The sequence below is a fragment of the Acinetobacter sp. V91_7 genome (assembly GCF_031799075.1).
GTDB classification, from domain to species: Bacteria; Pseudomonadota; Gammaproteobacteria; order Pseudomonadales; family Moraxellaceae; genus Acinetobacter; species Acinetobacter calcoaceticus.
On the sequence record NZ_JAVQNT010000044.1, the window covers coordinates 176233 to 194352 of the forward strand.

Consider the following 18120-nt stretch of genomic DNA (forward strand, 5'->3'; position numbering starts at 1 on the left):
AAAGGCAGCCTTAAACCGCTGCCTTTTTTATTGAGTAATCTGGATTATCTGGACGATCACAAGTTTGAGCCACTACATAAGGTGCCCAAATATTTTTAAGTTGAAGTTCTATAACTTCTTGATGTTCAGTAGACCAAGCTAGAACTTTATTTTTGCCCAGCAGTAACTCCCCTTCTAATTGAAAAATATATAGGGGTTTAGATTGATCTAATGCTTTTGAACACTTTAAAACTTTTAGTGAACTATGCACATTCCATTTAGAACTGAACCAAAGCTGCAATAAATCACCTAAGTACAAGTCCTGCTTTTTAAAAGGATAAGCATCAGTCGATGCACCCTCTACAGGTATGTAATAAGAGTCTGGTCGACTTAAAATATTGAGATAATTGCTTTGATAAAAATCAAATTTAGAAAAAATAGAAGCAATAGTAAGTGTTTTCATACTTATCTCCGATTTAGCCATTTTAGTGCTGGCAAGTTGGTTTAAATCCACACTGTTTGAATTTCTTCAAACGCTTGTTCTGTTTTGAATCTAGCAATTGAATTTTTAAAGTGCAAGTAATTTCTCAGCTCACCGCTCAACTGATCAAATAAAAAGCATACAACACAAAAATGAAGGAAACATGGTGATTTTCACTTGACCCTTCTCAAAATCTCCTTATAATCGCATGCAGATTCTCCCATAGCTCAGTCGGTAGAGCGACGGACTGTTAATCCGCAGGTCCCTGGTTCGAGCCCAGGTGGGAGAGCCAAATACTAAAAAGCCCGCAGCATTAAAGCGGGCTTTTTTTTGCTATATTTTTTTCAATAACTATAAAAAAATCCCCTATCATGACGTAGAGGATTTAATTATTAATCTACTAATTTCATTCAATGACCTAATCCAAATCAAAAAGAGATATCACCTTCAATCCTCTTCTTAGGTCATTTTTAAACTTATTATTCTACTTCAACAACTTTTAAAGGATTAAAAGACTGAGAAGTCGGCATCATTTCAATACGGTTAATATTAATATGTGGAGGCTGTGATGCGACCCACGCTACCGTATTTGCAATATCTTCAGGCAAGATTGGGTTCTTTTTATCATACAGACTATTTACCTTATCCTGATCGCCCTTGAAACGCACCAAAGAAAATTCTGTACCACCACAAAGACCTGGCTCAATATTAGTCACTCGGATGCCAGTACCTGACAGATCAGCTCGAAGATTTAAACTAAATTGCTCCACAAATGCTTTGGTTGCACCATAAACATTACCACCAGGATATGGGTATGTACCTGCAATTGATCCCATATTGATGATTAAACCAGACTTTTTCTTCACCATATTCGGTAAAATTAACCGCGTAACAGTAATCAATCCTTTAATATTGGTATCTACCATGGTGTACCAATCATCCAAATCTGATTTATCTGCTGGCTCTAGGCCTAATGCTAATCCAGCATTGTTAACCAATAAATCAATTTGACTAATTTGAAATTCGGCTGGTAAATCAACCAATGCTTTATTTATATTTTCCACCGTATCTGTCATATCAAATACGAGCGGATAGAATTTTTCACCAAGCTCTTGCTGTAATTCTTTTAGTTTTTCTGCTCGTCTTCCACAGCCAATAACTTTATAACCTAACTCAATCAGTTTTTTTGAAATACTATAACCAAAACCCGCAGAAGCGCCTGTAACTAATGCTAACATTCTTATATCCTTAAAATATTCGACTACTTTAGTTGAACCGATTATGAAAAAACCTATCTTTATATTTACATAATATTCGTTATTACTTTAAAAAATAAAAGATTTTTCTAAAAAATTTAATTATGGATAACAATATTTAAGGAAATTAATTATATAGATATGATTTTATCAGGAGTATCAGGTAATAAATACCGCATCCCAGATGCTAACCACTTATAAAAAATAATTAAAAAATTTAAAGGTTAAAATAAAAAAAGTTTACCTAGAAAGATAAACTTTTTTATTCACAACTGTTTTGATTATGCAGGCACACCGCTGTGAAAACGGAAGGTATCGTCAGGCGTTAAAATCAGGTTCTTTTCAACCTCACGAATATGCTCAATGCGCTGCTGAATATCCTCTTTAGGATTTTTCATTTTTGCAGTTTTTGCAACATCGAGTGCAAGTGCCAAATAGTCTTCAAAATGACGAGACTCTGACTTAAGCAAATAGCGATAGTAGCGTCCTAACTCTTCATCTACACGTGGGGCAAGTGCATGAAAACGTTCGCATGAGCGCGCCTCAACAAAAGCACCTACCACAAGTACATCAATTAAAGCTTCTGGCTCATAAGTACGAATCTCTTTACGCAACCCACCTGCATAGCGCCCTGCACTTAAGCCATCCCATTTCTGACCACGCTTGGCCATTAGCTCAAGCACCTGTTCATAATGGAGCATTTCTTCCCGTACTAGTTGTGCAAGCTTTACTTGCAAATCAGGAAAAAAACTATAGCGGAACATTAAGTTCATTGCTGTACTAGCTGCTTTTTTTTCGCAATTAGCATGATCTTGCATCAAGATATCTAAATTATTGATTGCCTCATCCAGCCATGCCTTTGGCGTTTGACATCCTAAAAAGACCAAAACAGGTTGCATTAGTTCATCGTAATTGATACTCGACATAACCAATTATCCTGCCACCTGAATTGCTGCTTTCATATCTTTGACAGCTTGAACAAGACCTACAAAAATGCTTTCCGCAATAATTGAATGCCCAATGTTTAACTCATGAATTTGTGAAATAGCAGCAATTGGAGCAATATTTTTAAGGTTAAGGCCATGACCAGCATTTACCACCAAACCTTTTGAAGCTGCGTATTCAACACCTTTAATAATACGCGCCAATTCAGCCTGTTGATCTTGCTCCGTTGCGGCATCTGCATATGCACCCGTGTGCAACTCAATCGTAGGTGCGCCACATGCAACTGCTGCATCAATTTGAGCTAGATCAGCATCGATAAATAATGATACATCGCAACCAATAGCGGCTAAGGCCTGAGTTGCAGCTTTAACTTTTTCAAAGTTACCTACTACATCCAAACCACCTTCAGTTGTTACTTCTTGGCGTCTTTCAGGAACGAAGCATACATGCTGTGGCTGAATTTCTTTCGCAAACTCGACCATTTCATCAGTAACAGCCAACTCTAGATTCATGCGTGTTTTTAGTAATGGTCGCATGCGGCGTACGTCATCATCCTGAATATGGCGACGATCTTCACGCAAATGCAAGGTAATCCCCTCTGCACCAGCTTGTTCACAAATAAGAGCAGCTTCTACAGGGTCTGGGTAAGTAGTACCGCGCGCCTGTCTTAAAGTAGCAACATGGTCTATGTTTACACCAAGCAATGCAGCCATAAAAAAATCCTAATTACGATTGAGTTTGAGTATTTTGAATCCACAATTGTCGACTTTTTAGGGGACGATCTCCTAAAAGCGATGTAATCATTTGACGGTATAGTTTACCTAATAATTGCAGTTGGTCGTGAGAAAAATCCTGCCCTTGCTCATAGTCCACCATAGACAAAATCGCTTTTCCTGCCAAAGAGGAACGACTCGCCTGTGCAACGGGAGCAAAACCTTCGGTCACTTGAAATTGATAAAACTGATGAGCCTGTATTGGCTGTTGCTGAGTATCAATTGAAAAATCAAGTGCGTACCCAAGTTCAGGCAAAAGCACATGTTCGAACTGGCGTAATATCTGTCTTAAAAAAAGATCGGGCTGATCATTAGAAGCGAGCTGCTGTAACTGCAATAGAGTTAACTGATATTGCTCAAAAGATTGAGGCATTGCCTCTTCTAGTGGACATAGCCGAAGAATGATTTCACTTAAATAAAATCCAGCAAAAAAGGCGTCACCAAAAAAGAAAACAGGCTGATTTAATATTTCTAACTTAGTAAAGTTCTTCAGCTCACTTTTACCAGTTGCTTGTAATCGGATAGGTTGATACTGAGGGGGCGGAGTCTGTCTTAAAATACCATCGACTCGCCCATACTCCTGAGTAAAAAGATGCACAATATGACTTTTTTCACGGTACTTACGGTGATGAATCATATATCCATGAAGGACTTCATTGCGCATCATAAAAAGAAACTATTCCTCAGATTCTTTTTCTTTTTTGTCATCATCACCATCAGGGATCACCGCACCTACAACAGCTGCTGTACCTTTGACAACACCTTTTGTAGTTTTATAAGCGATACCTACTGGTACGGTTACAAGCTTATATACACAACCTTGTAACATCAATGTACATCCAATTATAGCGACCAATGATGTAATTGTTTTCATACCAGTATCCTTATCGTTTAGATATCACTATATCCTAAGCTTTTTAAGGCACGCTCATCATCAGACCAGCCACCCTTCACTTTTACCCAAAGTGTAAGCATAATTTTTTGCTCAAACATCTTTTCCATGTCTTTTCGAGCGTCCATACCGATTGTTTTAAGCTTGGCACCTTTTTCACCAATCACAATCGCTTTCTGGCCCGCACGATCTACAAAAATCGTTGCATCAATATAGGTACAAGCTGGTTTTAAACGCCCAGTTTTCTCATTAACAGCAGCCTCTTCCGTTTTGAAAGATTCAATTTGTACTGTTAAATCATAAGGTAGTTCTTCACCTAACTGGCGCATGATTTTTTCACGAATAATTTCGCTAGCTAAAAAGCGTTCAGAACGGTCAGTAATCTGATCAAATGAATACAAAGGCGCTTGATAAGGAAGATACTTCTCAATCGTTTCACTCAAGTGTTCCAGATTTGCTCCGCGTAATGCAGATACAGGAACAATCTCGGCAAAATTCATAAGCTTGGCACGCTCTTGAATTAAAGGAAGAATATCTCTTTTATCTTCAAAAGTATCAGCCTTATTAATCACCAAGATAACTGGCATTTCAGCATTCTTGAGTTTTTCAAGCACTAAGTCGTCATTTGGGGTCCACTTATAAGCATCAATAACAAATAAGACCAAATTGACGTCACGTAATGCAGAATGCGCTGCACGGTTCATCATTTTATTAATAGCGCGTACTTCTTTTTTATGCATACCTGGGGTATCTACATATACCGCCTGCATTTTTTCACGCGAATCAATACCAATAATTTTATGACGTGTTGTTTGAGGTTTACGCGAAGTAATCGAGAGCTTTTGACCTAATAAATGGTTCATGAGGGTAGATTTACCCACATTTGGACGTCCTACAATCGCCACAAATCCGCTCTTAAAATCCGAAGGAATTGTTACGCCTTTGGAACTAAAAAATTGATCAATCAGATTATTAGGATCTTGGTTATCATTTGAATCTGGATTGATTTGATCAGAATGCATCGACATGCAGGTTATTGCTCCAATAACTTTAAAATTTCCGCCGCTGCTGCCTGCTCGGCAAAACGACGACTTGAACCCTCACCATAAATCTTTGATAAACCATCTATCAAACATTCAACTTTAAAGTGCTGGTGAGGTGCATCACCCTGAATATCTACAACCTCGTAAACAGGGAGAGGTTTTTTACGTGCTTGTAGATACTCTTGTAAACGTGATTTCGGGTCTTTAAGTTGATCCGTAGGTTCAATATGGTCTAAATAGGGTACATACCATTTTAGCACAATATCTGTAAGTAAGTTGAGATCACCACTATCAATATAAATTGCACCAATAATCGCTTCTACCGTGTCAGCCAATATTGACTCACGATGATGACCACCAGATTTCAATTCACCCGTACTTAATATTAAACACCGACTAAGTTGCAAATCGGTTGCAATCTTACCTAAAGCTTCCTGACGAACTAAAGTCGCTCGCATACGCGTTAGGCGACCTTCGTTTTCATTGGGATAGGCATGATATAGATAATTGGCAACAATCATGCCCAATAATGAATCGCCTAAAAACTCCAAGCGCTCGTAATTGTATTTATGACTCACCGAACGATGAGTCAAAGCTAACTGTAACAACTCAAGCTGCTTGAATTGATATCCGATTCGACTCAATAAGCGAGGATCACTTAGTTTGAACTGATGTTTTATCAAAACTCTTCTCAAATGTTAAAACTAAATCAATATTTGATAAGAAAGGTTTTCTTACTTCATATTTCTTTTTGACTGTCAGACCAGACTGATTAAACACTTGCGCAATCTCTTTAAAGTGGAGATCACGAATATTGTTCATTTCCAGTCGCTGATCCATTTGTGTCACAAACTTCTGTGGTGTGATCTCAGAAGAGCTTTCTTGCAAAAGCTCTTCTATTTGATTATTAATCAATCGATCATCCCAATATGCTGGCCAAACTGCAAGTACAGCTTTTACTGCAACTGCAAATATAACCACCCCAAATAAAATTGCTAAATACGAAGTACCTTGTTGTGCCTTACGCATTTCTTTTTTTCCTAATGGTTGTTTTTAATCTATTTTTCCATTTCGGCCAAAGTTAGGAAGATGTAAACCCGGTTCTTTATGCATCCAGACATAGAATGCTCGCCCTGTTAGATTTTCTTCAGGAACGAAGCCCCAAAAACGACTGTCTGCACTTTGATCACGGTTATCTCCCATTGCAAAGTAATGTCCTTTTGGAACAGTCACTTCCCAATATAAACCGTCTTGGTTTGCATATTTACCATTTTCAACATAGTTGATAAACGGTGCTTGACGTGCCACATTTACGCCTTCAAGCTCTCGCATTGTAAAGGTGTGTTCACCAACCGTCTCTTTATGATAAATAGACGTTGGAGTATCTAACACATCTTTTTCGCGACTAAACTGTGTTAATACTTTCGGTACTTTTTGTCCGTTAATAATCAATTGTCCATGATCATAAACAAGATGATCGCCCGGCAAACCGATTACACGTTTAATATAGCTAATGGTAGGTTGAGGTGGATAACGGAATACAATCACATCACCGCGCTTTGGTTCTCCTACATCAATAATTTTCTTATTGACGATAGGTAAACGCACACCATAATCAAATTTATTAACCAAAATAAAATCACCAGTTTCTAAAGTGGGTACCATAGAATCTGATGGAATATTAAATGGTTCATAAAGAAATGAACGAAGTACAAGTACTACAGCTAAAACTGGCCAAAAGTCATAGGCCCATGTAATAACAAAATTTTCGTTCCCGCGCCCTTTATTTGCACGCTGTTTGAATACAAATTTATCTAACAACCACACTGCAAATAGAATCAGCGTAACTGGAACAAGAATTAAATTAAAATCAAAATCCACATGACCTCACTCGCAGCCTAGCTGCTTGTCTTAAAGTGGGGGAAAAGTAATATCTTACTTCTCCCACCCTCATTTCTTATCTTTCTACTTTCAATACAGCCAAGAACGCTTCTTGTGGAATTTCAACACTTCCCACTTGTTTCATACGTTTCTTACCTTCTTTTTGTTTAGAAAGTAGTTTTTTCTTACGTGAAACGTCACCACCATAACATTTCGCTAATACGTTTTTACGCATTGCTTTTACAGTAGAACGAGCAATAATTTGTGCACCGATAGCCGCTTGAATAGCAACGTCGTACATTTGGCGAGGAATCAAATCTTTCATTTTCTCAACCAATGCAATACCACGATGACGCGCGTCATTACGGTGACAAATCATAGCCAAGGCATCAACCTTGTCACTATTAATTAATACATCAACCTTAACTAAAGCTGAACTTTCGAAACGCACAAAGTTATAGTCTAGCGATGCAAAACCACGAGAACATGATTTTAATTTATCAAAGAAATCCATAACGACTTCAGCCATCGGGATTTCAAAGGTAATAGAAACTTGATTACCTAAGAATTTCATATCTTTTTGAACACCACGGCGTTCAATACATAGGGTCATTACATTCCCTAAGTACTCTTGAGGAACAAGGATATGACACTCTGCAATCGGCTCACGCAAATCTTCTACAGTAGATCCGTCTGGCATTTTTGATGGACTATCGATATAAATCGTTTCGCCCTTCTTGGTTAATGCTTCATAAATTACGGTAGGTGCAGAACTGATTAGATCAAGGTCATATTCACGCTCTAAACGCTCTTGTACAATCTCCATGTGTAGCATTCCTAAGAAGCCACAACGGAAACCAAAACCTAATGCATCTGAGCTTTCTGGTTCAAAGAACAAAGCCGAGTCATTGATCTGTAATTTTTGTAACGCTTCACGGAATGGCTCAAAGTCACTCGCATCAATCGGGAAAAGACCAGCATAAACCTGCGGTTTAACCTTTTTAAAACCCGGTAAAATTGCAACATCAGGTGTAGCAGCAAGGGTAATAGTGTCACCTACTGGTGCACCAAAAATATCTTTAATACCCGCAATAACAAAACCGACTTCACCAGCTTCAAGAATATCTGTTTCAGTATGCTTAGGATTAAATACACCCACTGAAGTTACTGGATGAGTTTGTCCTGTCGATTTAACCAACATTTTGTCGCCCTTACGGATACGACCTTGTTTAATACGTACAAGAGAAACTACACCTAAGTAGTTATCAAACCATGAGTCGATAATTAATGCTTGCAATGGAGCATCACGATCGCCTTCAGGTGCTGGAATAACATCGACTAAACGTTCTAAAACACCTTCAACACCTAAACCAGTTTTTGCTGAACAAGTCGGTGCATCTGTTGCTTCAATCCCGATGATTTCTTCAATTTCATGAATTACACGTTCAGGTTCAGCCTGCGGCAAATCAATTTTATTTAAAATAGGAAGAACTTCGAGACCTTGTTCAATTGCGGTATAACAGTTTGCAACTGATTGTGCTTCTACGCCTTGCGCAGCATCTACAACCAATAGCGCACCTTCACATGCGGCTAATGAACGAGAAACTTCATACGAGAAGTCTACGTGCCCAGGAGTATCAATAAAGTTAAGTTGATATTCTTGACCATTTGGATGAGTGTAATATAGCGTGACAGAAGCGGCTTTAATGGTAATCCCACGTTCACGCTCAAGCTCCATTGAGTCTAAGACTTGGGCTTGCATTTCACGATCTTGTAGACCACCACACATCTGAATAAAACGGTCAGCCAATGTAGACTTACCATGGTCAATGTGAGCAATAATCGAGAAATTTCGTATATTTTTGATATCGACGGATTTTTTAGCTTGCGCCATGGGTTACCTTGAGAAAATATAGAGTGCTATGTAGCTTGTTTTAATACACAGCCAAAGCAGTTAAATTAATTGCGTGCGATTATAACAGATTGCAGATATGAAAAAGACATAAATTCTTCCTTTTAAAAAAGCTTTTTAAACTTCTCAACATAACAACCTATTTCTCTTTGAAGAGTATGTAAATCAGTACAGCTTTAGCTCAAACCTAAGCAGGCTTGCAGATAAATTATTGCCAGTATGATTAGCTGTCTTTCCAATCAATTTGAAACCAAGTTTGTGAACAACTTGCTGGGATCTAATGTTGGGCTCAAATATCTCAGCCCAAACATATTTTATTTTTCGTTGGAATAATCCCTCTTGTTTTAAAGAATGAATTAGCCCTGTAAGAGCTTCATGCATATATCCCGAACCCCATGCATGAGGATGAAGCTCATAACCAATGACTACCGCAAAATCATCACCAATCGGTTTGACAGCATTTACTCCACATGTTCCCAACATAGTTGCATCTTGTTTAAGACGAATAGCATGTCTAAAACCTAGCCGTTGGTCCCATTTTTTATGCATTTTTTCAATTAGAGCCTGAGCTTCTTCTAATGCAGTAAAGGCTTTTAAATCATAAAATTCGAGTACGCTTGAATTTGAAAATAATTCAAAGACAAAATCTTTATCATCATCTGTAAGATCACTTAAAACCAATCGATCGGTTTCTATGGAAAATGAATACTCCAAATTTCAGCCTCTCTTTTTTACTAGCTAACATATGAAACAGTAAAATCATAAGGATTTATGCTTGAATTAAGCGGTTTGTATGCATGAGTAAAAGTTGGAGACATTCGTTTTGGGCGCCCTGTGGCAATTTCAATACATGCCCATTTGGTATTTCCAACAAATAATACGGCCTGATCTGATGGACGGAAAAATACATACTGGCGGAAAGAATAAAGAGCGTTGATATCATCTAACCATGTGCGTAATACAATTTGTTCGCCTTCAAATGCAGCTTTACGATATTGCACATGATGCTCAACCGCGACCATTGCATGTTTTAACTCGAGGTATTTAGTGACCCCTACCCCCAACGTTTCAACATGAGCAGCAGCTACATCCTGCATCCACTGTACATACATCACATTGTTCACATGTCCTAACGCATCAATATGATGTGGCTGTACCTGAATATGTAAATCAAAAATACTACTCACGAATGTTCACACTCTTATTTATTAACTTTTAAACTGAAATAAGTGTAGGTAGATATCACTATACGCTCAAGATAAATAACAAAAAACCACCCATCTTTAGGGTGGCTCATTGTTTCATTTTAAGTTTACTGGATACGTAAACCAAGCATTGCGCGTTGTCCCTGACGAATAATTGCAACACGTGCTACCGTATTTTTTTGCAAGTTAGAAACAACTTTTGCAAAATCCTGACTATTTAAAATCTGGTTATTGTTGACTTGAACAATCACATCACCCGGAATGATATTTGACAATGATGCCAAACCACCACGGCGAACATCTTGTACATAGATCCCACCTTTTACACTTAAAGCACTTTTTTCTGGTTCAGCCAAATCACGAATACTCATTCCTAAAACTGGTCCTTTAGATACAGCACTTTGTGCTCCTGTGGCAGGCGTTTCATCTGGAGCAGTTGTTAAAGTTGCTGAAATATTACGGGTTTTATCATCACGTAATACTTCAAACTGAACAGTTTGATTCGGCTGTACTTTGTTTAATGCGTAGAGTAATTCACTGGTGCGTGATACCGGATTACCGTTATATTTCAAAATCACATCACCGGCTCGCAAGCCTGCTTTTTGTGCAGGCGAGTTCGGAGAAATTTGAGTAATTAAAGCACCTTCAGGTTTTGGTAACTTGTAAGCATCGGCAAGATTACGATCAATATCTTGCATCATCACACCAAGATAAGAGCGTGTTACCTTACCTTTAGTTTTAAGCTGTTCGGCCACATCCATCGCTACGTCAATCGGGATAGAGAAAGACAAGCCCATATAGCCGCCAGTACCACTAAATATTCGAGAGTTTACCCCGACTACTTCACCATTTTGGTTAAATAATGGACCACCAGAGTTACCTGGGTTTAGCGCAACATCAGTTTGAATAAATGGTACCGACGTTTCACCACTCATATTTCGTGATTTAGCACTGACAATACCTGCCGAAGCTGAATAGTCAAAACCAAACGGCGAACCAATTGCTAAAACGGGCTCTCCCACTCGTAAACGGTCAACATTTCCTACACGTAAAGCTGGATAACTATTTCCAGTCACTTTTAACAATGCAACGTCTGTACGCTCATCACTACCAACCACAGTTGCATCAATTTCACGGCGGTCATTTAAAGTAATGCTAATGCGTGAGGCATTTTCAATCACATGGTGGTTGGTGAGTAGGTAACCATCTTTACTAATAAAGAATGCACTACCATATGCGGTTTTTTCTTGTGGACCCTGTTGCTGTGGAATGATGACCTGATTTCCAAAGAAACGTTTTAAAATTTCAGGAACTTGCTGCTGCAATAGTTCATCCTGAGTCATTTTCTTTACGACGTTTACACTCACCACGGCTGGACTAACTTGTTCAACGAGGTTTGAAAAATCAACAGTAGCATTTGCTTGAACAGCAGCAACTGTAAATACCGCTGCATACATTCCTTGTTGTAAATAGCGAGTTTTCATTTGGTGCTCACCCACAATTGGTCTACGAGAATAAGAATAAAACTTTTGTATCACAACGCCTTGGAGTTGTGCGTAACAATATGTTTATTTGTAAGGCAACCTTACAATCATTATTTTACGCATTGCAACTTTTTAAGCCAATTGCAATTTTTCTCTGAGTTAGAGCGCTTAAGCTCTTGCCTTTTTAGATAAAAAGGGGTGTCATTAGCGGACGTTTTAGATTGTTGCGAATGGACATGCCTAATTTACAGACAATTCACCACTTTGACGTGATTATTGTGGGCAGCGGCGGCGCTGGTTTAAGTCTGGCTTTATCGTTACCAAATCATTTTAATATTGCAGTTTTAGCCAAAGCTGCTTTAACCGAAGCAAGTACCTTCTACGCTCAAGGTGGTGTTGCTGCTGTTCTTGATGAGACTGACTCTATTCAACAGCACATCAATGACACTATGATTGCAGGTGCTCATTTGTGTGAAATGGATGCGGTACAACATACCGTAGAAGGCGGCCGTCCTTCTGTAGATTTTCTTTTAAAGCAAGGCGTGCAATTTACTTTAGATGAAGATGAACAACTTCATTTAACACGCGAAGGCGGTCATTCACAACGCCGTATTATCCATTCGGCTGATGCAACAGGTAAAGCTATTTCAACCACCTTGGTTGAACGTGCCCAAGAACGTAAAAATATTACTATTTTTGAAAACTATATTGCGATCGATTTAATTACTTCGCAAAAATTAGGACATGTTGACCAAACGAATCGCGCTATTGGTTTATATGCATTGGATGAAAATACAGAACAGGTTCATACCTTTCTTGCACCATTTACCGCTCTTGCTTGCGGCGGGGCGATGAAAGCTTATCTGTACACATCTAATCCTGATATTGCCACTGGTGACGGTATTGCTATGGCTTACCGTGCAGGTTGCCGTGTAGCCAACATGGAATTTAATCAGTTCCATCCAACTTGTCTCTATCACCCTCAAGCTCGCTCATTTTTAATTACAGAAGCGATGCGTGGTGAAGGTGCGTATTTACGCTTGCCTGATGGTGAACGTTTCATGCTGCGTTTTGACGAACGTGCAGAACTGGCTCCACGCGATATTGTGGCACGTACCATTGACCATGAAATTAAACGCCTCGGTATTCGCCATGTGTGGTTAGACATCACGCACAAATCACCAGAGTTTATCAAAGAGCACTTCCCTACACTTTATGCGCGATTGCTTGAATTGGGCATCGACATTACCAAAGATATGATTCCAGTGGTGCCAGCAGCTCATTACACCTGTGGTGGTGTTGTGGTTGACTCAAATAGCCAGACCGATATTGAAGGCTTATATGCTATTGGTGAAACATCTTATACGGGGTTACATGGCGCAAACCGTATGGCGAGTAACTCATTACTTGAATGCTTCGTCTATGGCATGAGTGCAGCAAAAGACATCGAAAATAAATTTGATAAAGATTTAAAACTACCAGAAGTACCAAGTTGGGATGACTCTCAAGTCACCAATCCAGATGAGGATGTGGTGATTTTACAAAACTGGGATGAGTTACGTTCCACCATGTGGAACTACGTCGGTATTGTCAGAACTACGAAACGTTTAGAACGTGCTTTACACCGTATTGAAATGTTAAAGCGTGAAATTACCGAATACTATCAAGACTATCGTGTGAGCAAGAACCTGATTGAACTGCGTAATCTTGTGCTCGTATCTGAAATGATTGTTCGTTGTGCGATGCAACGTAAAGAATCACGTGGTCTCCATTACACACTCGATTATCCTGAAACCTCGAGCGAAATTCGTAAAACTGTTTTAACACCTCCAAACTTTGCAGTAGAACAGCCATTGGTTAATACAGAGCTGTAATTCTTATAAAACAAAAAAAAGCACAGTTCAGACTGTGCTTTTTATTTGGTTTGATATTTATGATTTAGGTGGAATTGAATAAGTCGCGGTCACATGTGCAACGGGTTCATCCAAACCGACTGAATAAATCCAAACCTCACCCACCACCAAGCTCTTTCCTACTTTCATGAGTTTACACTCACTTCGTAAGTCTTGATCACCTGCGGGTTTGCGTAAAAAGTTAATATTAAAGTTAGTCGTCACAGCTAAACCGATAATTCCGATTTCACCTAAGATTGCAATATATAAAGCAAAATCTGCTAAGGTCATCATGGTTGGGCCAGATATGGTGCCACCGGGACGTTGATGTCTTTGATCGACATGATAATAAACAACCGCAGCCTTGGGCGTGACTGATTCAATAGTGCAATGTTCAAGACTTGGTGGAAATTCCTTTTCAAGAAATGCCACGATTTCTTCTTTTGAGCTTTTCATCCTTGTTATTCTTCAATCTATAAATCATATGTAAGATAGCATAAGAAAATGAAGAATATTTTCTATGACGATTCAAACCAGAATTGTCGTCATTTTTAACCACTCTCATAAAAATAAGAGTGGCCAATCAATTTTTATCTTAAATATTGCAATGCCTGTTCAAATACCTGATCAGGACTTTGTGTAGCATCTAAACGCTTAATCCGTTCGGGTTCAGCTTTCCATAAGGTTTCATAACCTTCACGAACTTTAGCAAAAAAGCTTAACTTTTCTTGTTCAAAACGGTCTAAAGCTCCACGTTCACGCGCACGATCCATCCCGAGTTCAATCGGGGCATCTAACCAGAAAGTCACTTCTGGCATGCGTGAAACAAAGTTCTGATTTAAAAGCTGTAACTTATCTTGGCTTAAACCACGACCAGAACATTGGTAAGCAAAACTTGCATCGGTAAAACGATCACTTAAAACAATTTTATTAGACTCTAAAGCCGGCATAATGACTTGTTGTAAGTGTTGAGCACGTGCCGCATAAATGAGTAGTAGCTCGGTATCATGGCTCATATTTTCATCATGATTCACCGCCAAAAGCATCGAACGAATTTGTTCAGCTAGCGGAGTACCACCTGGCTCTCGGGTTAAAACAACTTGTTTGCCTTGCTCTTCAAAATACTGATGAATTTTTCGAATAAGCGTAGTTTTACCTACACCTTCCGTGCCTTCAAAGCTAATAAACATCTCTTTTCCTTATTTCTTCGATCTCAACACGGATAAATAGTCTTGCACCGCTTGATTATGCGCTTGCAAGCTTGCCGTAAATTTATGTCCACCATTACCAGTTGCTACAAAATAGATATTGTTTGAATCATCTGGATGCAACGCAGCTTCAATTGCTTTTTGGCTTGGCAAAGCAATTGGAGTTGGTGGTAAGCCATTAATAGTATAGGTATTATATGCTGTTGGGGTACGGAGATCTTCTCGGGTAATGTTACCTTTATAGTTATTACCCATACCGTAAATAACAGTTGGATCCGTTTGTAAACGCATACCAATTTTTAAACGGCGGACAAAAACCCCAGAAACTTGTGTAAGTTCACTATCTAAACTTGTTTCTTTCTCAACAATAGAAGCCATAATTAATGCTTCATATTTATCTTTATAAGGTAAATTCGGTGCACGATTTGCCCAAGCTGTATCTAGAGCTTTGATTTGACGATGATATAAATCGGTAAGAATTTTCTTGTCAGTCTCACCTTTTGCAAAGAAATACGTATTAGGTGCAAACAAACCTTCAGGGTGTCCATAAGGAATGCCAAGCGCCTTCATAAGCTGATCATCAGGTAAATCTAATATTGTATTTTCTACGTTTTTATCATTTTTTAATGCAGTGATAAGCTGTTTAAAAGTTGTACCTTCAATGACCAAAACACGGTTCATCTGAGCATTATCTGCATCAGATAACATCTCTAATACTTCTCTTACACTCATTCCCTGTTCAATTTCATACACACCAGCTTTCATGCTGTCATGAATCATAAATTTCTGATAAAGCTTTAATACCACTGGAAAGCTAATTTTGCCTTCTTTCGCCAACCGATCAATAAAACCAGAATAGGTTTCACCCGATGTAATGGATAACATCTGTTTTTTGCCTTCAATCGGATAAGCTTTAAATAGACTCGACCATAAAATGGCACAAGTAGAAATTAAAACAATAAACAGGCCAATTAGAACCAATCGCTTAGAAAATTTTGGAGCTTGTTTTTTGTTATTTTTCTTGGCGTTTTTTGCTTTCGCATTCACAGGTGGCTTCGGCATATTAATGAATCTGATTTAAGTTAAGGAGATGAAATAAATCTATGCATGCCTGTGTTTCTAACGTTTTCGCTCCTAAATGAGTGACCACTCGCATAGGATGTAAAGCATTACAAAAGAATAGACTTTGTATTTCAGATACTTCATCTAGCTCAATTATACGTACTTCACAGGCAATTCCATGGTGCTGCATACGCGCTAAAATTTCCGCCCGCATTACACCGTGGACGCCATTATAGCGAAGTTCGGGAGTAATCCATCTATCATTTAAACGAATAAAACAATTACTACTGACTCCTTCAACAATATAACCTTGTACATCAGTAACTAATGCTTCAGCCCACCCTAGTTGATCTGCTTCTTTTTTTAGCAATACTTGTTCAAGACGGTTTAAAGATTTAAGCCCGACTAAGCTCGGCATGGTTAAACCTAAAGCCTGATTTAAAACGCCACACTGAATAAAGTCTGGCTGAAATGGCTCTAAAGCTTTCGGATAAAACCAGATATAAATATCAGCATTATGCTTTGGCAAACTATAACCACGGTCACCTACCCCACGACTGATCACAATTTTTAAAGTGCCATTGAGCACAAGATGCTGTTTTTGTAGTTGCTGCAAACTCTGTTCTATTAATTCAAAATCTGCAGTTAAAAACAGTTTTTGACATGCAAGTTTTAGGCGTCCCCAATGTCTTTCTTTAAGCTCAATCTGGTTTTGAAAAATACGAATTGTGGTGAAGCACCCATCTCCATAATGAAATGCTCGATCCAGTAAAGGAATGGTTTCAACAGGTTGACCATTTTTAAAACACCACATGTTTAATCCACCCTTTGCTTAAAACGATCCAACAATACAACACCTTTCATTTAAATAATAAATGACTGATTTTAAAAAATTATACCGATTTCGTATCTACTTTTGAAACTTGTTGTATATCAAGATTTAAGAATAACTTATCTGTTTTTACTATTTCTATTTTTTTCATATTAAATTCGTTTTTTATTATTTTTTTAGAATAAAGACTAGCGCTATTCTGCGTTCATGTTTTGAACATTTCATATTTTTTGAGGGATTATCTCATGCGTTTTTCTCAGTTAAAAGTCGGGGTTATTGCTGCACTTCTTTCAGTTTCATCATTTGCAGCTCAAGAATTTTTAAACGTCTCTTACGACCCTACTCGTGAGTTATATACAGATTTCAATAAACAGTTCGGTACTTACTGGAAACAACGTACTGGTCAAGATATTGAGTTTAAACAATCACACGGTGGTTCTGGTAAACAGGCACGTGCTGTTATCGATGGCTTAAATGCAGATGTAGTGACATTAGCACTTGCAGCAGATATCGATGAAATTGCTGAAAAAGCAAAATTACTTCCAATTGACTGGCAGAAAAAGTTACCGCAGAACTCTACCCCATACACCTCAACAATTGTGTTTTTAGTACGTAAGGGTAACCCTAAACAAATTAAAGACTGGGGTGATTTAATCAAACCAGGCGTAGAAATTATTACACCAAACCCTAAAACCTCTGGTGGCGCTCGTTGGAATTATCTTGCAGCTTGGGCTTGGGCAAAACATCAACCAGGTGGTAATGATGCAAAAGCACAAGAGTACGTTCGCCAAATTTATAAACATACTAAAGTCCTAGATTCGGGTGCTCGTGGCGCAACCACTACTTTTGCTGAACGTGGCATTGGTGACGTCTTACTTGCTTGGGAAAATGAAGCACATTTAGCGCTTCGCGAACAGCCGGGTAAATTTGAAATTATTACCCCTTCTCTTTCGATCCTAGCTGAGCCTCCAGTTGCAATTGTTGAAAAGAATGCGACTAAAAAAGGCAACCTCACGATTGCAAAAGGTTACCTCAACTACTTGTATTCACCAGCTGGCCAAGAAATTGCAGCACGTAACTTCTACCGTCCACGCAATGCAGCCGTTCTTAAGAAATACAGCAATGTATTTAAGCCATTGAAACTTGTAACCATCGACAAAGAATTTGGTGGTTGGACGAAGGTACAAAAACAACACTTCGACAATGGTGGTGTTTTCGATCAAATCGTGAAAATCAATAGTACAGAGAAGTAATTCTTTGTACTAAAGATAAGGA

Annotated in this window: 20 protein-coding genes, 1 tRNA gene and 1 pseudogene; 3 read left to right on the forward strand and 19 right to left on the reverse strand. The window is 38.5% G+C overall.

Features of this window, described 5'->3' with window-relative positions; translation table 11 throughout:
* Positions 1–10 precede the first annotated feature (10 nt).
* Both RMB03_RS18955 and RMB03_RS18960 read right to left on the reverse strand, forming a co-directional pair.
* Positions 11–442, reverse strand: a complete 432-nt coding sequence (locus RMB03_RS18955) for a hypothetical protein (RefSeq protein WP_209831292.1) — start codon at positions 440–442, stop codon at positions 11–13.
* 41 nt (positions 443–483) lie between these two features.
* Positions 484–624 (reverse strand): annotated as a pseudogene (locus RMB03_RS18960) (hypothetical protein); the annotation flags it as partial.
* Between the two features lie 52 nt (positions 625–676).
* On the opposite strand from RMB03_RS18960, the gene RMB03_RS18965 reads away from it, so the two are divergent.
* Positions 677–752: transfer RNA gene (locus RMB03_RS18965), tRNA-Asn, on the forward strand.
* Positions 753–939: 187 nt separating this feature from the next.
* On the opposite strand, the gene RMB03_RS18970 is transcribed toward RMB03_RS18965, so the two are convergent.
* From RMB03_RS18970 to RMB03_RS19030, 13 genes are all read right to left on the reverse strand, one after another.
* Entirely contained in the window at positions 940–1698 is a 759-nt protein-coding gene (locus RMB03_RS18970) for an SDR family oxidoreductase (protein WP_209831293.1), read from the reverse strand.
* Positions 1699–1997: 299 nt separating this feature from the next.
* Positions 1998–2642, reverse strand: coding sequence for a tRNA-(ms[2]io[6]A)-hydroxylase (locus RMB03_RS18975; RefSeq protein ID WP_132068806.1), 645 nt, complete (start codon positions 2640–2642; stop codon positions 1998–2000).
* Between the two features lie 6 nt (positions 2643–2648).
* Positions 2649–3374 (reverse strand): pyridoxine 5'-phosphate synthase, encoded by a 726-nt coding sequence (pdxJ, locus tag RMB03_RS18980; RefSeq protein ID WP_311077255.1) that lies wholly within the window; start codon positions 3372–3374, stop codon positions 2649–2651.
* 13 nt (positions 3375–3387) lie between these two features.
* A complete protein-coding gene (locus RMB03_RS18985; RefSeq protein WP_311077256.1) occupies positions 3388–4101 on the reverse strand; it encodes a DNA repair protein RecO C-terminal domain-containing protein in 714 nt (237 codons plus the stop codon).
* 9 nt (positions 4102–4110) lie between these two features.
* On the reverse strand, positions 4111–4308 hold the full coding sequence (locus RMB03_RS18990) for an NF038104 family lipoprotein (RefSeq protein WP_004643661.1): 198 nt from the start codon (positions 4306–4308) through the stop codon (positions 4111–4113).
* Positions 4309–4325: 17 nt separating this feature from the next.
* On the reverse strand, positions 4326–5348 hold the full coding sequence (gene era / locus RMB03_RS18995) for a GTPase Era (RefSeq protein WP_080028321.1): 1023 nt from the start codon (positions 5346–5348) through the stop codon (positions 4326–4328).
* Between the two features lie 11 nt (positions 5349–5359).
* On the reverse strand, positions 5360–6052 hold the full coding sequence (rnc, locus tag RMB03_RS19000) for a ribonuclease III (protein ID WP_004643662.1): 693 nt from the start codon (positions 6050–6052) through the stop codon (positions 5360–5362).
* On the reverse strand, positions 6024–6398 hold the full coding sequence (locus tag RMB03_RS19005) for a DUF4845 domain-containing protein (protein WP_004643664.1): 375 nt from the start codon (positions 6396–6398) through the stop codon (positions 6024–6026). Before RMB03_RS19005 ends, rnc begins: the two co-directional genes overlap by 29 nt.
* Before the next feature lie 24 nt (positions 6399–6422).
* Complete coding sequence (gene lepB, locus RMB03_RS19010) at positions 6423–7250, reverse strand: signal peptidase I (RefSeq protein WP_056481432.1); 828 nt, start codon at positions 7248–7250, stop codon at positions 6423–6425.
* A 76-nt stretch (positions 7251–7326) separates the two neighbouring features.
* Positions 7327–9144: a translation elongation factor 4 gene (gene lepA / locus RMB03_RS19015; protein ID WP_003650302.1), complete on the reverse strand. Its 1818-nt coding sequence runs from the start codon at positions 9142–9144 to the stop codon at positions 7327–7329.
* A gap of 183 nt (positions 9145–9327) precedes the next feature.
* Entirely contained in the window at positions 9328–9876 is a 549-nt protein-coding gene (locus RMB03_RS19020; RefSeq protein WP_231764764.1) for a GNAT family N-acetyltransferase, read from the reverse strand.
* Between the two features lie 20 nt (positions 9877–9896).
* On the reverse strand, positions 9897–10349 hold the full coding sequence (locus tag RMB03_RS19025; RefSeq protein WP_056481435.1) for a thioesterase family protein: 453 nt from the start codon (positions 10347–10349) through the stop codon (positions 9897–9899).
* A gap of 125 nt (positions 10350–10474) precedes the next feature.
* Entirely contained in the window at positions 10475–11851 is a 1377-nt protein-coding gene (locus tag RMB03_RS19030) for a Do family serine endopeptidase (RefSeq protein ID WP_045429606.1), read from the reverse strand.
* A 230-nt stretch (positions 11852–12081) separates the two neighbouring features.
* Between RMB03_RS19030 and nadB the strand changes: the two genes are divergently transcribed.
* Positions 12082–13725: an L-aspartate oxidase gene (gene nadB, locus RMB03_RS19035; RefSeq protein WP_311077257.1), complete on the forward strand. Its 1644-nt coding sequence runs from the start codon at positions 12082–12084 to the stop codon at positions 13723–13725.
* Positions 13726–13782: 57 nt separating this feature from the next.
* On the opposite strand, the gene RMB03_RS19040 is transcribed toward nadB, so the two are convergent.
* The 4 genes from RMB03_RS19040 to pabC all read right to left on the reverse strand — a co-directional run bounded on the left by RMB03_RS19040 (position 13783) and on the right by pabC (position 16827).
* Positions 13783–14199 (reverse strand): PaaI family thioesterase, encoded by a 417-nt coding sequence (locus tag RMB03_RS19040; RefSeq protein WP_003650294.1) that lies wholly within the window; start codon positions 14197–14199, stop codon positions 13783–13785.
* A gap of 134 nt (positions 14200–14333) precedes the next feature.
* Positions 14334–14933 (reverse strand): dTMP kinase, encoded by a 600-nt coding sequence (gene tmk / locus RMB03_RS19045; protein ID WP_311077258.1) that lies wholly within the window; start codon positions 14931–14933, stop codon positions 14334–14336.
* Between the two features lie 9 nt (positions 14934–14942).
* Positions 14943–16013: an endolytic transglycosylase MltG gene (mltG, locus tag RMB03_RS19050; protein WP_017391848.1), complete on the reverse strand. Its 1071-nt coding sequence runs from the start codon at positions 16011–16013 to the stop codon at positions 14943–14945.
* Position 16014: 1 nt separating this feature from the next.
* Complete coding sequence (pabC, locus tag RMB03_RS19055) at positions 16015–16827, reverse strand: aminodeoxychorismate lyase (protein WP_311077259.1); 813 nt, start codon at positions 16825–16827, stop codon at positions 16015–16017.
* Between the two features lie 263 nt (positions 16828–17090).
* On the opposite strand from pabC, the gene RMB03_RS19060 reads away from it, so the two are divergent.
* Entirely contained in the window at positions 17091–18098 is a 1008-nt protein-coding gene (locus RMB03_RS19060; protein ID WP_005038882.1) for a sulfate ABC transporter substrate-binding protein, read from the forward strand.
* Positions 18099–18120 lie beyond the last annotated feature (22 nt).

Bases quoted from the DNA above. Each gene is read 5' to 3' on its own strand.
- RMB03_RS19040 (WP_003650294.1), bottom strand. From the start codon at position 14,199: ATGAAAAGCTCAAAAGAAGAAATCGTGGCATTTCTTGAAAAGGAATTT.
- RMB03_RS18975 (WP_132068806.1), bottom strand. From the start codon at position 2,642: ATGTCGAGTATCAATTACGATGAACTAATGCAACCTGTTTTGGTCTTT.
- era (WP_080028321.1), bottom strand. From the start codon at position 5,348: ATGCATTCTGATCAAATCAATCCAGATTCAAATGATAACCAAGATCCT.
- tmk (WP_311077258.1), bottom strand. From the start codon at position 14,933: ATGTTTATTAGCTTTGAAGGCACGGAAGGTGTAGGTAAAACTACGCTT.
- RMB03_RS18955 (WP_209831292.1), bottom strand. From the start codon at position 442: ATGAAAACACTTACTATTGCTTCTATTTTTTCTAAATTTGATTTTTAT.
- RMB03_RS19030 (WP_045429606.1), bottom strand. From the start codon at position 11,851: ATGAAAACTCGCTATTTACAACAAGGAATGTATGCAGCGGTATTTACA.
- RMB03_RS19005 (WP_004643664.1), bottom strand. From the start codon at position 6,398: ATGCGTAAGGCACAACAAGGTACTTCGTATTTAGCAATTTTATTTGGG.
- pabC (WP_311077259.1), bottom strand. From the start codon at position 16,827: ATGTGGTGTTTTAAAAATGGTCAACCTGTTGAAACCATTCCTTTACTG.
- pdxJ (WP_311077255.1), bottom strand. From the start codon at position 3,374: ATGGCTGCATTGCTTGGTGTAAACATAGACCATGTTGCTACTTTAAGA.
- RMB03_RS18970 (WP_209831293.1), bottom strand. From the start codon at position 1,698: ATGTTAGCATTAGTTACAGGCGCTTCTGCGGGTTTTGGTTATAGTATT.
- lepA (WP_003650302.1), bottom strand. From the start codon at position 9,144: ATGGCGCAAGCTAAAAAATCCGTCGATATCAAAAATATACGAAATTTC.
- mltG (WP_017391848.1), bottom strand. From the start codon at position 16,013: ATGCCGAAGCCACCTGTGAATGCGAAAGCAAAAAACGCCAAGAAAAAT.
- nadB (WP_311077257.1), top strand. From the start codon at position 12,082: ATGGACATGCCTAATTTACAGACAATTCACCACTTTGACGTGATTATT.
- RMB03_RS18985 (WP_311077256.1), bottom strand. From the start codon at position 4,101: ATGATGCGCAATGAAGTCCTTCATGGATATATGATTCATCACCGTAAG.
- RMB03_RS18990 (WP_004643661.1), bottom strand. From the start codon at position 4,308: ATGAAAACAATTACATCATTGGTCGCTATAATTGGATGTACATTGATG.
- RMB03_RS19060 (WP_005038882.1), top strand. From the start codon at position 17,091: ATGCGTTTTTCTCAGTTAAAAGTCGGGGTTATTGCTGCACTTCTTTCA.